The sequence below is a fragment of the Kitasatospora sp. NPDC089509 genome, assembly GCF_044749365.1.
Lineage (GTDB): Bacteria > Actinomycetota > Actinomycetes > Streptomycetales > Streptomycetaceae > Kitasatospora.
This window is the reverse complement of sequence record NZ_JBIVHS010000003.1, coordinates 154,150-167,700: the sequence shown is the minus strand read 5'-3', so window position 1 is coordinate 167,700 and position 13,551 is coordinate 154,150. Positions and strand designations below refer to the sequence as shown.

Genomic DNA, 13,551 nt, shown 5'->3' with positions numbered 1-13,551 from the left:
CGCGGCTGCGGGCGCGGCTGCGGCGAACCGGTGCGGTCACCGCATCAGGCCGTCGCCCGCCGCACCTCGTAGTCCCAGCGGGCGAGCGCCTGGACGACCCTGGCGGCGCCGATCGGGTTGGCGCTGTGGACGAAGACCGTACCGATCCGGAAGGGCCGTCCGCTGAAGGCGGCCTCCTCCAGCAGGGTCACCACGGGCAGGATGTCGTCCTCGCCGCCGAGGTCGTGGTCGAGCCAGAGTTCGTCGATGTAGCGGTCGCGGTGCTCCTCCAGGAGCCGGATGCCTTCACGGCTGGTGCGGGCGATCCGGGTGGCCCTGGGGAGCGGCCGGAGGTCGTCGATGCCGAGGATGACGGGCTGTGGAGTGGAGGTGGACTCGTACATACGATCATCATTTCAGCGGCGTCAACGGGAAAACCCCGAGCGGCCGGCGCCCCCATCGCGAGGGCACCGGCCGCGGTTCGGGTCAGCCGGCCGTCGCCCACTGGTGGGCGCTGCCGCGGTGGACGGCGGCGTAGACGCGGTCGCGCAGCAGGTTGGCCTCGCGGTCGGTGAGGGTGCGGTCCAGGTGCCGCAGGGTGACCTGGAGGAGGAGGTTGTTCTGGTCCGGGCGGGCCCCGAGCCGGGCCAGGGCCTGCGGCGGGAGGTCGGCGCAGGGCGTCCGGCCGAGGATCTCGACGGACTCCACGCAGTCGGCGTCGGCGCCGAGGGCGTCGCGGACCCGGTCGCCGAGGTCCTCGGCCAGGTCGTCGCGGTCGACGGCGACGGACAGGTCCCGGCGGACGGCGGGCATCGCGGAGACCGCCCGGTAGGGCGCCAGGTCGGTCAGTTGGGCGGCGATGGAGGGTTCGGCCGAGCGCAGGATCCGGATGTCCGGGATGCCCTTGAGCAGCATCAGCACGCGGTCCAGTCCCATGCCGAGCGCGAGGCCGCTCCACGAGGCGTCCAGCCCGGCCCGTTCGAGCACCCGAGGGTGCGCCAGGCCGCACTCCGCGACCTCGATCCACTCGCCGTCGCGGTCCACGTCCACCTGCCGGCCGTCGAGGGTGTACGGGTGGACGCGGTCCTCGTGACGGTGCGTCGCCCCGGGGAGCAGCCCCTCGACCAGGGTCGTGACCATCTCACCCAGGTCGGCGGTGGTCAGCGGGGCCGGGCGGCGGGTGAGGCGCCACAGGTCCACCTGGTGCGGGGTCCCGGTGTGCAGCCGGTCGATGCTGTCCCGGCGGTAGACCAGCCCGGGGCAGACCAGCAGCACGTCGTCGGCCGCCTCGGCGTCCGCACCGGTAGCCGAGGCCAGCGCCCGCAGCGCCCCCGGGACGAGCGCGCTGGAGTGGCTGCGCAGCATGCGCCGGTCGTCGACGTAACGGGTGTAGCGGGCGTCGCGGGTGACGTCGTCCGGGCGGTAGCCGAGGTTGTCGTAGTTGTCCTCGACGCTGACCGTGCGCTCGCCGCGCCACCAGCGGACCTCGCAGCCCCAGCGGTCCGCCAGCGCCTGGACGGCCCGGCCGAGGACGAGTTGGAGGGCGTGCGGTCCGGCGGCGGGGTCCGTGAGGTCCCGGACGGACAGGTCGCGGGCAAGCTGATCGGCGGAGAGATGGGCGGTCATGTCGGCCTCCTGGCCCAGAGCGGTGACGGGGTGGTGAAGGGGTTGCGACACCCCCCAGCCCCTGGGCCCGACCGCGCGTGGGGTCGGCCGACTCAGCTCCGGAGACGTGGCGAAGTCCGACCCCTGCGGCGCCCTTCGGGGGCCAGGGGGCCGGTAAATCGGCGAGAGATCGCTACGACGGCCACGCCGGCAGCATAGCCCCGGCCCCCGACGCCGCGCCTCCCCTTTTCCGTACCCGCTCAGCAGAACGGCCGGCCGCGGTGTCGCACCGCGGCCGGCCGTCGGCCCCGGAGGGCTCCGGAGGCAGCCGGGTCAGCCGTTGACCTGGCAGAGGCCGTAGCTCTTCTCCGCGTGCATCAGGGCCTCCAGGTCGGGGTAGCCGAGCTGCTTGTAGGTGTAGTACGCCACGGTGTACTCCACGTCGCACCTGTTGGCGGCGGACGCGGTGGGGGCGGTGGCGATGCCACCGATCACAGCGGTCGCCGACACCGCGAGTACGGCGAGGGAACGGGAGAGACGGGTCAACAAAGGCACATCCCTTCGGGTTGGTTCGTGGGGGGTGCTTCGGTATGCGCCGATTCTGTCCCGAGGGGTTGACGTCGTTCCATCCCAGAAATCTGGGATGCGGCCGGTCCTGGGATGATCTCGAAGCCCTGGTCCGAGGACCGGGGGCGCGTCCCCGCCCAGCCACGACCAACGCCCAGGAGCCCCACGTGAGTCGGACCGGCACGCTGCCTCCCGACGGCCTTCGGGAGGCCACTGCCCCGGACCGTCGGTCCTGGCCGGTACGACGGGGGCTGCTCCCGGAGTCCGGCCCCCAGCGGGGCCTGGCCCTCGGCGGTTTCGTCAACCAGCTCGGCACCGCGGCCTTCCTGGCCACGGCGCCGCTGTACGCGCTGCGGGTGATCGGCCTGCCGATCGGGCAGGTCGGCCTCGGTCTCGGGGTCGCGGGAGTGGTCGGCCTGCTCGCGGGCCCGCCCGTCGGGCACCTGGCCGACCGCCGTGGCCCGCGCGGCGTCTTCCTGGTCACCCTGCTGATCCAGGCGGTGTCGATGGTGTCGCTGTTGTTCGCCCACTCGTTCACGGCGTTCACGGCGGCCATGGCGGTGACCGACCTGGCCGGCGCCTCGGGGGGCGCGGCGCGCGGCCCGATGATCCGCCGGTTCGGCGGTGACGACGTGCCGAGGTTCCGCTCCTACCTGCGCTCGACCGCGTTCCTGGCGAGCACCTTCGGCGCGCTGGCCGCCGGTGCGGTGATCCAGCTCGACTCCGGCTCCGCCTACCGCGCGCTCATCGTCGCCAATGCCCTGACCTTCCTCGGCTGCGCGGCCGTTGTGCTCCGGGTGCCCGGGCTGGAGCCGTTGCCCGCCCCGACCGGGTCGGACCGCTGGCCGGCGCTCCGGGACGGGCCGTACCTGGCGTTCGTCGTGCTGGACGGCATCCTGTGGATCCAGGGCGAGGTGGTGACCTACGCCCTGCCGCTGTGGGTGGTCCTGCACACCCATGCACCGCGCTGGTTCACCGGCGTCGCGCTCGCCGTGAACACCGTGCTGGTGGTCCTGCTGCAGATCCGCACCAGTCGCGGGATCAAGGGCGGCCGGGTCGCCGGCCGGGCCACCCGGCGGGCCGGGCTGGCGTTCCTGGTCGGCATGGCGGTCATCGCGACGGCCTCGGGCCTGCCGGGCCCGGTCGCCGCGGCGGTCATGACGGCCGGCGTCGCCGTCCACACCGTGGGGTCGTTGTGGCACGCGGCCGGGTCGATGGAGCTGCGCTTCCGGTTGGCCCCCGCGCACGCGCAGGGGCAGTACTCCGGGGTGTTCGGCATCGGCATGGGCCTCTGCTACACCGTCGCCCCGGTCCTGCTCGGCCTGCTCTGCCTGGGCTGGGGCGCCCCCGGCTGGCTGGTCATGGGCGGCGTCTTCGTCGCGGCGGGCCTGGCGATGCCGTTCGTGGTCCGGTGGGCCGGACGGTCCCGGCAACTCGACGCCTGAGCGGGCGCACCCGGACCGGCCGTCCGGTACGGGTGCGCCCCGCTCAGGCCGGGGCCTGGGCGACGAACCGGGCCAGCAGCTGCTGGAGTTGGTGCTGCTGGTCGGCGTCGAGGGCGGCCTCCAGCAGTTCCCCCATGGCGCCGCGGAACAGCTCGCTCGCCTCCGCCAGGTGCCGTTCGCCTGCCTCGGTGATCAGGATCTCGTACGCCCGACGGTCCTGTGCGGCCCGCTGTCGGCGCAGCAGGCCGCGCCGCTCCAGGTCGTCGACGATCCGCACCAGGGTGGACTTGTCGATGCCGAGGGCGGCGCCCAGTTCGCGCTGGCTGCGGGCCCGGCCGTCGCGGACGGCGGTCAGGACGCCGGCGTGCTGCAGCTCGATGCCGGTCGGCCGGGCCGCCTCGTTGGCCCGGGCGCGGGCGAGTTGGTGGGCGCGGTAGATGAGCAGTCCGAGGGCGGCCGGGTCGACCCGTTGAGTCTCCATGACCAACATGCTAGCGTCTGAGACAGTCTCAGATGAGACGATCTCAGCTCAGGAGGCTGATGTGCGCGTCCTGATCATCGGCGCGGGCCTGGCCGGCCCCTGCCTCGCCCACGCCCTGCGCCGACACGGCCACGACGTCCGACTCTTCGAACGGGACGCGGCCGTCGACGCCCGGGCCCAGGGGTACCGGATCCACATCAGCGGCGACGGCGACGCGGCCCTGCGCCGGTGGCTGCCCGCCCGGGACTACGAGCAGGCCCTCGCCACCTCCTGCCGACCCGGCGGCGGTGTCAGCACCACCGGCCCCGACCTGCGGGAGTTCACCCGGATCGAGCTCCTCCCGGGCACCGCGGGCATCACCGTCGACCGGCTCACCCTGCGCCGGATCATGCTGCGGGACCTGGCGGACGCGACCAGCTTCGGCGCCGGCTTCTCCCGCTACCGGCTGCTGGACGACGGGACGGTGCGCGTTCACCTCACCGACGGCTCCACCGCCGAGGGAGACCTGCTGGTCGCCACCGACGGCGCCAACTCCGGGGTCCGCCGCCAACTGCTGCCCGACTTCCCGGTCACCGACCAGGACGCCCGGCTGATCTACGGCCGTACGCCGCTGACCGCCCGTGCCCGCCGCCTGGTACCGCCGCCGGCCCTCGAAGGGTTCCTGAGCGTGATCGGCCCCGGCGGCCGCGGCCTCGCCCTGGCCGCGCAGCGCTTCCGCCGCAACCCGGCCGACTTCGGGCTGCCGTCGGCGGACGACTACCTCATGTGGGCCCTGACCGCCCCGGCCGCCGCCCTCGGCCCCGACCTCTTCGAACTCGGCGCCGCCGACCTGCTGGAGCTGGCGACGACCGCCCTCGCCGACTGGCACCCCGCACTGGGCGCGCTGGTCGAACTGAGCGAGCCCGGGCACCTGGTGCCCGCGGGCATCCAGGTCTCCGAACGCCCCGCACCGGGGCCGTCGGCACCCGTCCCGGTCACCCTGGTCGGCGACGCGGCGCACCCGATGCCGCCGGCCGGGATCAGTGCGGGCGTCGCGCTCCACGACGCGGGGCTGCTCGCCTCCCGACTCCTCACGGGTGCACCCCTGTTGGAGGCGGTCCGCTCCTATGAGGCCCAGATGCTCGACCACGGCTTCGCCGCGGTCGCCGCGGCCGTCCGGAACTCGCGCGGGTGACACCCGCCCCCCACGTGCCCCCGGCCCCGCGCTTCTGATCAGACGAATCAGACGAATCAGACGAAGGCGACGACGAGCACGGCGGCCGCCACCAGGAGGAGCAGGGTCAACGCCGGCGTCCCGGCGCGCCCGTCCGGCCCGGAGGTGACGGCGGCCCACGACACGGCGGGCACCGCCAGCGACAGGACGATCGCCAGCCACGTCACGGTGCCCATGGGAACCCCGGCGACCTCGGCCCCGAAGATGGTCGTGAACATCACCGCCAGCCAGGCCGTCGCGGTCAGCACCGCCCAGGTCGCGCGCGCGGTCCACCGCTCGACCCGGTCGGTCGCACGGAAGTTGGTGTGGGTCATCGTCCAGATCCGGGTCCAGTTCGCCATCGGAGCATCCTCTCCCGGCTCAGCCCGGCGCGTCCATCAGGGCGGTGACATAGGCGTCCAGCCGCTCCTCCACCGCCCGGGTCGTCAACTCGGTCCGGCCTGCCTGCCGCCACGGCTGCGCCACCCACTGCACCTCCTCCGAGAACGCCAGGGGCGAGCGCACCTGCCAGTACCGCCGCTCGTCCGCGGCCGTGGCCAGCGTCCCGCCGGCCTCCTGGTACGCCTCGGTGAAGCGCAGGCCCCACGCCGGGCCGTGCAGCAGCGCGAGGTTGGTGGAGCAGTGCGCCACGTCGAGGTCGGCCGGGCCCCAGGAGGCCGCCGCCCAGTCGACGACGCCGCTGATCCGGGCCCCGGCGGCCCCGGCCGGATCCTCGGGCGGCAGGTCGAACAGCACGTTGCCGGGCTGGAAGTCCCGGTGCAGGAAGCGTCCTTGGTAGCGCGGTGCGGGCCTGCGGATCACGTCGGTCGCGGCGGTCCAGACCGCAGGGTCCGCGCCCTCGGGGGTCACGGCCGTGTCGGCGGTCGACAGCGCCACGTACTCCCGGGGCCGGACGGCGGGCCGCACCGCGTGGACCGCCACCAGCTGACGGGCCAGCAGGGGCAGGCGCGTCTCCAGGCCCTCGTCGTCGAGGACCGGCCGGCCCGGCAGGTGGGTCATGAGCAGCGAGGGGTACTCGCAGTGCTCGGCGGTCGGATCGACGGCCACGAGGCCGGGAGCCGGTACGCCGCCGCCGGTGAGCGTGGTCAGGGCGTCGGCCTCCCGGTGCAGGAGCTCCTCGGCCGGCCCCTGGCGGGTCGGGTCGACGAAGGAGCGCAGCACCAGCAGCCGGGTGCCGCCGTCCCGCGTGCCGACGGTCAGTTTCCGCATGTCGGCGGTGGCGCCGCCGTGCAGCGCCTCGGCGCCGACGACCCGCTCGCCGGCCGCCAGGTGCCGGTTCACCCAGGCCAGTGTCAACGGCCGGACAGCCGCCGCCTCGTCGTGATCGGTCACCGTGCCACCTCATCGTCCGGACCGCGTCCCGGTGGTACCGCGTCCCGGCGGTGCGACACCGCCGGGACGCGCGCTGCCTCAGGCGTTACAGGTGACCTGGGCGACGGAGCGCCAGAGGTACGTGCCGATCCTCATGGTCATCGGGCCGAAGGACAGGTGGCACTGGGCGACGGTGTAACCCGCGTTCACGCCGTTGCGGAAGGCGCCGGCCCGCGCGGCCATGGCGGCCCCGATGTCGGAGGCACCGAAGCCGTAGCCCGTGTACGTGGCCTGCCCGGTGACCGCGCTGTGGGCGCTGGCCGGCAGGGCGCCGACCGTCAGCAGCAGGGTCCCCGAGGCGACGGCGGTCACGAGAGCACGCTTGAGCGGATTGATCATGTGTCAGATCCTTGTCTCGAAGCCGGTGGCAAAGTCCCGCACGGGCGTTGATCCGCCCGCGGCCCCGATGCTCCCACACAGGAGCCACACAGGCACCACGAATTCCTACAAATGTTCGACACTGCTTCCGCGATGGTCGACGGGGCCAAAACCCCTACCGTGTACGACCGTTGGGCCGCTCCCAGGTGCTCGGGCGGTCACCTGGTCCGTCTGTGGTCGGCGTTCTCACCGCAGGGCCACCGGATGACGTTCTCGCCATTGTTCCGGCCCGCGCCCTGGACGGCCAGGCGCTGCCCGGACCGGAGGTTCACGAGCCTCAGCGGGCCGGCCGGAACGCGCGGCCCGCAGCCAGCAGCAGGGCAGCGAGGGCGAGGAGGCCGGTCGCGAACGGCCAGGCCCCCTGCGCGGCCGTCCAGGCCGAGCCCAGCAGGTGTGCCACCGCGGCAGCGGTGAACAGGTGCGCCGGGCCGGGCCCATCGGTGCGGCGGCGGAGGGAGGCGACGGCAGTCCACCCGCAGAACCCCGCCCAGAGCACGGCCAGGGCGGGCCAGGCCGCCACCCGGAGCCGGAAGAGGTCGGTGCCGTCGTCGTCCAGGTAGGACAGGTCGCGCAGCGTCCACAGCATGACGGCGCTCCACAGGCTCACGAGGAGCTCGGCGACCAAGACGACCCGGGTGGCGACGACCGCTATACGGGCGCCGGTCGTGACGGTGGTCGGGTGGGGGAATGGCACGGTCGTCGCGCCTTTCTGTCAGCTAGGTCGGTTTCACCCCGGCGGCCGCCGTCAGGCCGACCGCCCCTCGACGCGTACGTGGTGAATACATGTTCGTCCCCCCGGACAGGGTTGGTTCGGGTAGGAACCGACGGTTCAACGGCCAGCGGGTCGATCATAATGGAATCCCAAGTTCTGGCAAAGGAATTACCATTGCCTCGCAATCGTCAAAAAGGCGGAATATCGGATCCAATGGGACGGCGAATGACAGGACAGTGGCCGACTCGGAGGTCGCTGCCCCAGGTGAAGATGCTGTGGACGAAGAGCGCGGGGGCGGCCGGGATCCCCGGGGCCCGGCCGCACCACCGGGGGAGTGTCGGTGCCCGGACCTAGGATCGCCCGATGAGCATCTTCGCCCCGGGGTTCCTGCGCAGTCTCCAGGTCGAGGCGGACCCCGAGGCCCGGGGGTACCCCTTCGACCTGCCCGTGGTCACCCGCCTCATGGGGGCGGGGCGGATCGACTTCGACCCCGGGGTGACGTTCCTGGTCGGGGACAACGGCTCGGGCAAGTCCACCCTGATCGAGGCGCTCGCCACGGCCGCCGGATTCAACGCCGAGGGCGGCTCGACGTCGTTCCGCTTCGCCACCCGGTCCAGTGAGTCCAGCCTGGGGGCGCACCTGGTGCTGCGCTGGAACCGGCGCCCGCGCACCGGCTACTTCCTGCGCGCGGAGAGCTTCTACAACGTCGCCACCGAGATCGAACGCCTGGACCGTGAAGGACCGACCCCACTGCTGCCGGCCTACGGCGGCCGGTCCCCGCACGAACGCTCCCACGGCCAGTCGTTCCTGGACCTCGCGATCCACCGCTTCGGGCCGCAGGGCCTCTACGTCCTCGACGAGCCGGAGGCGGCGCTCTCCGTGCAGGGCTGCCTGGCGCTGATGGTCAGGATGCGCGAACTCCTCGCCCAGGGAAGCCAGTTCGTGGTCGCGACGCACTCGCCGATCCTGCTCGCCTACCCGGGCGCCCGGATCCTGCAGCTGGAGGCCGACGGCACCATCGAGCACGTGGGGTACGACCAGGCCGAACCCGTGGCGCTGACCCGCGCGTTCGTGAACCGGCCCGACCGCTTCCTGCGCGACCTGTTCGGCGACGAGGACCCGCTGCCGCCTGCCCCGCCGGACGGCCGCCGCCCGGTCTGACGGCGAACCGATCCCCGCGAGGACGGTGCACCGGCATCACCCCGTAACCGCAGCCCCGACCACCGCGGCCCCGACCACCGCACCCGCGCACGGCGCCCACCCACCGACGGCGGCCACCCACCGGACCGGGGCCGAGCCGGGACCCCGGCCCGACGGGTGGTCATGTGTGCCTGGCATCCTGGCCGCATGGACGCCGACACCCCGACCCCGGTCCACCTCGACAACGTGCTGGACGGGCTGGCGAGGAACCCCGCACTGCCGGCCCCCCTGATCCGGCGGATGTTCGCCCGGCAGCACGGCTGGGGACTGGTCGCCAAGCGCCCGGACCTCACCGAGTCCATGATCGACGAGATCGTCGCCACCGACGACCACTGGCTCCTGCACAGCCTGGCCCTCAACGACCGGCTGCCGGACCGGTTCCGCATCCTCCTGGCGGCCCATCCGGACGAGGGGATCCGGTCCGCGCTCGCCGGCCGCGCCGCGACCGCGCCGCGGCGGATGTTCGAGCTGCTCATCGACGACCCCGAGTCGAAGGTCCGCGAAAGCCTGGCCCAGAACCGGGGCACGCCGCCGGACCTCCGGGCCCGCCTCGCCGCCGACCCCGACCCCGCGGTCCGCGCGGCACTGGCGAAGCACTGGACCCAGGCGCCGGAAGCGGTGCGCCGGACCCTGCTGACCGACCCCGAGGCGACCGTCCGCGCCGCGGCCTGCGCCACCACCTCCCCGCACCACCCGCATCCGGTACCGCCCGCGGACCTGCTGCCGGCCCTGCTCGCGGACCCGGTGACCCGGGCGGGCGCGGTGATCCACGCCGCGCTCGACGCGGAGACCCTCCGGCGCCTTGCCGACGACCCGGACGGCGACGTGCGCGCGGAGCTCGCCCGGCATCCCGACCTGCCGCCGTCGGTCCGTGAGGCCCTCGCCGTCGATCCGGCCCTGAACGTCCGGGTGAAGGTCTTCGCCCGGCCCGACACGCCGGAGCAGACGCGGGCCCGGATCCACGCCTCGGTCCACGAGCTCGCGCCAGCGGCCGACGACCCGGACCTGGACCCCGACGCCGACGAGGAAACCGTCGTGCAGTGCCTCCTGAACGCCTTCGCGCCCACGGAACTACGGATCCTGCGGCTGCCGTGGGTGACGGCCGACCCGCTGCCGCACGTCGACTCGCCCTACGTCGGCTTCCGCGCCTCGGCGGCCGGCAGCAAGGACCTTCCCGCCGACGCGGTGGCCCGACTGCTCCACGACGAGGAGCAGTCGGTCCGCCTCACCATGGCCTCCACCGCCCCGCACCTGGTGGACCACGCGACCGCCGAGTCCATCGAGCGCCGCTACCGCCGACGGGACAAGTTCACCTTCTGGTGGGACAAGGAGCAGGTCCTGACGTTCCCCCAAGAGACCCTGCGCCGCTTCGCCACCGACCCCGAGCCCCGGCTGCGCTCCCTCGCGCCCCGCGACCCGGAACTGCCCCCGGAGCTCGCCGAGCAGCTGGCCGCCGACCCCGAGGACCGGGTCCGCCGTGTGGTCGCACCCCACCCCAACCTTCCGCTGCCGTCCCTGCACCGCCTGCTCGCCGACTCCTCGGAGCACGTCGCGGAGGCCGCGGCCGCCTCGCCGTTCCTGCCCCTCGGCAGCATGGAGCGGCTGCTGACCCGGGCAGGCCTGTAGCCGTCACACTGCCCGGGCCCGGCCGACCCGCCCCGGTACCGCTCAGCTGCCCGGGCCGCCGAGGCCCGTGCATTCGTTGTCGAACCGGTCCTGCGCGTCGGCCTTGTCCTGCCGGTCGTCCGCCAGTTGCCGCACCGCGTCGTCCCGTGCCGCAGTGGCGGGAGCGGGGCGCGGCTACTGGGTGTCGGTGGCGACCACGGTCCAGCCGGCCGAGGCGGCGTCCAGCCGCAGGTCGAAGGTGAAGGCGAGCGGCCGGCGCTTGCGCGCGTCGCCGCGCAGCACCTGTTCGGTGCGGCGGTCGACCTCGTAGTAGACGCCCTGCGCGTCGACCGCGACGCGGAAGACGATCGGCTCGCGGGAGACCAGCGAGCGCACCGTGATCGACGTGATGGCGGCCTCGCGCAGGACGGTCCGGCGGGCCGTGCGGACGGGGGTGAAGTCGAGGCTGCCGTCGTTCATCACCCACTCCTCAAGGAAGCGCTCGACGGCGACTTCGAGGACCGCCCGGTCGAAGCGGCCGTCGAGGACGCTCAGATCGCCGGCGGCGGCGTCGGCGTCCGTGCTCCACGAGATGTTGGTGAGGGAGAGGACGTCGCTGGCCCCCGTGACGGTGCTCCTCTGCGCGACTTCGAGCACCGCGTCCCGGGCGACCTCCTTCTGGTCCCAGCCGTCGGTCTCGATGTCGCTGCTCAGGCGGTGCGCTCCCTCGGCGGCCTGCTCGATCGAGGACACGATCCACTCGCCGGACGGGCTCTTGCGCAGCGTCCAGTACTCGACCGGGCGGGTCGAGCCGTCCTTGCGCACGGCCTGCCGGCCGTCGCCGCGGCGTACGTAGTCGCGCAGCGTCGCGGTGATCCGGAAGGTGACGGTGTCGTTCAGCTCGCCCGCCCGGTTGGCGACGTGGACCAGCTCGACCGCCGGGCCGTCGACGATCTCCACCACGTTGACCTCGCCGCGCGACTCGTAGTCGCGCAGCTCCTCGGCCCACTTGCCGTACAGCACCGGGGACAGGATCTGCTGCAGCGTGGTGTGGTCGTGTCCGGTCCAGGCCCGCTGGGCGGTCGTGTACAGCCACACGGCACGGCGCTCCAGCGCCGAGCGCTCGAAGGTCGCGTCGGTGTCGGCGATGGCGTCGACCCGGGCCGAGACCTGGGCGGCGCGTTCGCGCGCCTGCGCGTCGGAGCGGTGCGCGGTGCGGTCCGAGACGGTGTTCAGCTCGCCCGCCAGCGCCGCCTTGCGGCGCCGGGACCTGATCCACAGGATCAGCAGGATCACGGCCACGATCACCAGCAGGGCGATGAGCCCACCGCCACCGCCACCGGCGCCGAAACCCGTCCCGAAGCCGGTGCCGAAGCCGACTCCGCCCCCGCCGCCCCCGTGGAAGCCGGCCCCGTGGCCGCCACCGCCACCACCACCGTGGCCCCCGCCGCCGCCGAACCCGTGACCGCCGCCGCCACCGCGGGCGTAGGCGACCGTCGGGCTGCTCAGCACGACGGCTCCCGCGATCACACCAATCCACCGGCGGACGCGCACGGGGCCCTCCCTCCACGAACCACAGATCTTCCAGATAAGCGTACAAGCCGGGGATATGCGGACGGCTTGGAGGCCGCCGAGACCGTCCCCGCACCCCGCCGCCCCGCGCACCGGAGGCCGTCGAAGCGGCACTGCGCTCCACGACGAACGACGGCCGATCGGATGGCCGGCCCGGCCGTTCACTCCGATGACCGGGCCGTTCCCTCACGCGGCGGCTGCCGCCGCCACCTGCCGCCTCCGACGATGGGAGGAGCACGGCAGGCCGCCTGGCGTCCGGCCCGGCGGCGGAGAGAGCGTGACGGAGGAAGGGTCCGATGACACAACCGACGGGTTCCACCGATCCCCAGCCGACGCCGGGCACAGACACGTTGGAGGGGCTGGCCGGGTCGGCGCGCGGCTGGCACACCATCCAGGTCGGCGTCCTGGGCTTCGTCGGCATCTGCGGCGTTCTGCGCCCCACCGGCGGTGCGGCACCCGCCTCGGTCCAGTGGCTCTCCGCGTCACTGGCCGTGATCGCGCTCGTCATCGCGTGCCTGGCGATCCTCACCGTCGGCCGAGTCGCCTATCCGATCAGCGGTGGCGGCTCCGGCGTCAGCCCGCTCGCGCTCGCCCAAGCCCGCGGACGGCTGCACAGCGGCATCCGGCTCACGATCATCGCCCTCATCCTGATCGTGACCGCCGCGCTGTCGGGCTGGTGGCCGCAACACGCCGCCGCCCCGGCCGCCCCGGCCCGCGCCGCAGCGGCCGCCCGCCCGCACGGCGGCTCCGCCTGACCCTCGGCGGCCGGCCGCCGGCCGCGTCCCCGACGCCGATCTCCCGCAACCGAGCGGCGGGTCGTGCGCGTCTCCGGCGGAGATCGAGCGATCGGGGCCGGGAGGGAGCACGCCGATGCGGGAGCAGAGGTGGGTCGTGGAGGTCCACGCCGACCAGGCGTACTACCGCAGGAACCTCGCGCTGTACGGGGCGGAGTACCGGATTCCCGACTTCCCGGCGGACCGGTCGGTGCGGCGCATCCCGATCACGGGTGAGGGCCGGTTCTCGATCGGCAGGAGCCTGTCGGGACGCCACCGGGTGCCGCCGGAGATCGACCTCGCCCTCGATCCGGGGGTGGGCTACCACCACGGGCACCTGCAGCAGCAGGACGACGGCAGCCTGGTGCTGATCGCGCAGGAGACGGCGAACGGCACGTTCATGAACGGCTCCGGCGACGAGGTCGAACTCAGGCGGCCGATCGGGCTCCGGGACGGAGACCGCATTCACCTGGGCGTGTGGACCACCATCACGGTGCGTACGGTGCCGCGCTGACGAGTGGGTCTCCCGGGGCCCGGGCCTCGGGTCCCGGGCCCCGGGCTCAGGGGCCTTTTCGTGTACACGTCCATTTGTTAGCATCGCGGCTCGCGCGGACGGACGGGGGACCGCGCAGGGGGAGACGGAGCGAGAT

General features: G+C 73.7%; 15 protein-coding genes. 6 read left to right on the top strand and 9 right to left on the bottom strand.

Features of this window, described 5'->3' with window-relative positions:
- Positions 1–44: 44 nt before the first annotated feature.
- From ACIP4P_RS07065 to ACIP4P_RS07055, 3 genes are all read right to left on the bottom strand, one after another.
- Positions 45–383, bottom strand: a complete 339-nt coding sequence (locus ACIP4P_RS07065; protein ID WP_400915574.1) for a cyclic-phosphate processing receiver domain-containing protein — start codon at positions 381–383, stop codon at positions 45–47.
- 82 nt (positions 384–465) lie between these two features.
- Positions 466–1,605 (bottom strand): hypothetical protein, encoded by a 1,140-nt coding sequence (locus ACIP4P_RS07060; RefSeq protein ID WP_400915572.1) that lies wholly within the window; start codon positions 1,603–1,605, stop codon positions 466–468.
- Between the two features lie 312 nt (positions 1,606–1,917).
- On the bottom strand, positions 1,918–2,130 hold the full coding sequence (locus ACIP4P_RS07055) for a hypothetical protein (protein WP_350512461.1): 213 nt from the start codon (positions 2,128–2,130) through the stop codon (positions 1,918–1,920).
- Between the two features lie 188 nt (positions 2,131–2,318).
- On the opposite strand from ACIP4P_RS07055, the gene ACIP4P_RS07050 reads away from it, so the two are divergent.
- Positions 2,319–3,596 (top strand): MFS transporter, encoded by a 1,278-nt coding sequence (locus ACIP4P_RS07050; protein WP_400915570.1) that lies wholly within the window; start codon positions 2,319–2,321, stop codon positions 3,594–3,596.
- Between the two features lie 43 nt (positions 3,597–3,639).
- Here ACIP4P_RS07050 and ACIP4P_RS07045 read toward each other — a convergent pair whose 3' ends face one another.
- Complete coding sequence (locus ACIP4P_RS07045; RefSeq protein WP_400915568.1) at positions 3,640–4,077, bottom strand: MarR family winged helix-turn-helix transcriptional regulator; 438 nt, start codon at positions 4,075–4,077, stop codon at positions 3,640–3,642.
- Between the two features lie 61 nt (positions 4,078–4,138).
- On the opposite strand from ACIP4P_RS07045, the gene ACIP4P_RS07040 reads away from it, so the two are divergent.
- Complete coding sequence (locus tag ACIP4P_RS07040) at positions 4,139–5,251, top strand: FAD-dependent oxidoreductase (RefSeq protein WP_400915566.1); 1,113 nt, start codon at positions 4,139–4,141, stop codon at positions 5,249–5,251.
- A 56-nt stretch (positions 5,252–5,307) separates the two neighbouring features.
- Here ACIP4P_RS07040 and ACIP4P_RS07035 read toward each other — a convergent pair whose 3' ends face one another.
- From ACIP4P_RS07035 to ACIP4P_RS07020, 4 genes are all read right to left on the bottom strand, one after another.
- On the bottom strand, positions 5,308–5,631 hold the full coding sequence (locus tag ACIP4P_RS07035; RefSeq protein ID WP_400915565.1) for a hypothetical protein: 324 nt from the start codon (positions 5,629–5,631) through the stop codon (positions 5,308–5,310).
- Between the two features lie 19 nt (positions 5,632–5,650).
- Positions 5,651–6,622, bottom strand: a complete 972-nt coding sequence (locus tag ACIP4P_RS07030; protein WP_400915563.1) for a phosphotransferase family protein — start codon at positions 6,620–6,622, stop codon at positions 5,651–5,653.
- 78 nt (positions 6,623–6,700) lie between these two features.
- Positions 6,701–7,000 (bottom strand): hypothetical protein, encoded by a 300-nt coding sequence (locus ACIP4P_RS07025; RefSeq protein WP_400915561.1) that lies wholly within the window; start codon positions 6,998–7,000, stop codon positions 6,701–6,703.
- A 316-nt stretch (positions 7,001–7,316) separates the two neighbouring features.
- The gene (locus ACIP4P_RS07020; protein WP_400915559.1) at positions 7,317–7,625 is read right to left on the bottom strand and encodes a hypothetical protein; all 309 of its coding nucleotides are present in this window, start codon (positions 7,623–7,625) and stop codon (positions 7,317–7,319) included.
- 489 nt (positions 7,626–8,114) lie between these two features.
- On the opposite strand from ACIP4P_RS07020, the gene ACIP4P_RS07015 reads away from it, so the two are divergent.
- Together ACIP4P_RS07015 and ACIP4P_RS07010 are read left to right on the top strand one after the other, a co-directional pair.
- The gene (locus tag ACIP4P_RS07015) at positions 8,115–8,912 is read left to right on the top strand and encodes an AAA family ATPase (RefSeq protein WP_400915558.1); all 798 of its coding nucleotides are present in this window, start codon (positions 8,115–8,117) and stop codon (positions 8,910–8,912) included.
- Between the two features lie 186 nt (positions 8,913–9,098).
- Entirely contained in the window at positions 9,099–10,577 is a 1,479-nt protein-coding gene (locus ACIP4P_RS07010) for a hypothetical protein (protein WP_400915556.1), read from the top strand.
- 174 nt (positions 10,578–10,751) lie between these two features.
- On the opposite strand, the gene ACIP4P_RS07005 is transcribed toward ACIP4P_RS07010, so the two are convergent.
- Complete coding sequence (locus tag ACIP4P_RS07005; protein ID WP_400915554.1) at positions 10,752–12,068, bottom strand: TIM44-like domain-containing protein; 1,317 nt, start codon at positions 12,066–12,068, stop codon at positions 10,752–10,754.
- Between the two features lie 356 nt (positions 12,069–12,424).
- On the opposite strand from ACIP4P_RS07005, the gene ACIP4P_RS07000 reads away from it, so the two are divergent.
- Positions 12,425–12,883 (top strand): hypothetical protein, encoded by a 459-nt coding sequence (locus ACIP4P_RS07000; RefSeq protein ID WP_400915552.1) that lies wholly within the window; start codon positions 12,425–12,427, stop codon positions 12,881–12,883.
- A 115-nt stretch (positions 12,884–12,998) separates the two neighbouring features.
- On the top strand, positions 12,999–13,415 hold the full coding sequence (locus ACIP4P_RS06995) for an FHA domain-containing protein (protein ID WP_400915550.1): 417 nt from the start codon (positions 12,999–13,001) through the stop codon (positions 13,413–13,415).
- Positions 13,416–13,551 lie beyond the last annotated feature (136 nt).

Excerpts from the sequence above, each read along its gene's own strand:
- ACIP4P_RS07065 (WP_400915574.1), bottom strand. The coding sequence starts at position 383 with ATGTACGAGTCCACCTCCACTCCACAGCCCGTCATCCTCGGCATCGAC.
- ACIP4P_RS07060 (WP_400915572.1), bottom strand. The coding sequence starts at position 1,605 with ATGACCGCCCATCTCTCCGCCGATCAGCTTGCCCGCGACCTGTCCGTC.
- ACIP4P_RS07045 (WP_400915568.1), bottom strand. The coding sequence starts at position 4,077 with ATGGAGACTCAACGGGTCGACCCGGCCGCCCTCGGACTGCTCATCTAC.
- ACIP4P_RS07035 (WP_400915565.1), bottom strand. The coding sequence starts at position 5,631 with ATGGCGAACTGGACCCGGATCTGGACGATGACCCACACCAACTTCCGT.
- ACIP4P_RS07025 (WP_400915561.1), bottom strand. The coding sequence starts at position 7,000 with ATGATCAATCCGCTCAAGCGTGCTCTCGTGACCGCCGTCGCCTCGGGG.
- ACIP4P_RS07020 (WP_400915559.1), bottom strand. The coding sequence starts at position 7,625 with ATGCTGTGGACGCTGCGCGACCTGTCCTACCTGGACGACGACGGCACC.
- ACIP4P_RS07015 (WP_400915558.1), top strand. The coding sequence starts at position 8,115 with ATGAGCATCTTCGCCCCGGGGTTCCTGCGCAGTCTCCAGGTCGAGGCG.
- ACIP4P_RS07010 (WP_400915556.1), top strand. The coding sequence starts at position 9,099 with ATGGACGCCGACACCCCGACCCCGGTCCACCTCGACAACGTGCTGGAC.
- ACIP4P_RS07000 (WP_400915552.1), top strand. The coding sequence starts at position 12,425 with ATGACACAACCGACGGGTTCCACCGATCCCCAGCCGACGCCGGGCACA.
- ACIP4P_RS06995 (WP_400915550.1), top strand. The coding sequence starts at position 12,999 with ATGCGGGAGCAGAGGTGGGTCGTGGAGGTCCACGCCGACCAGGCGTAC.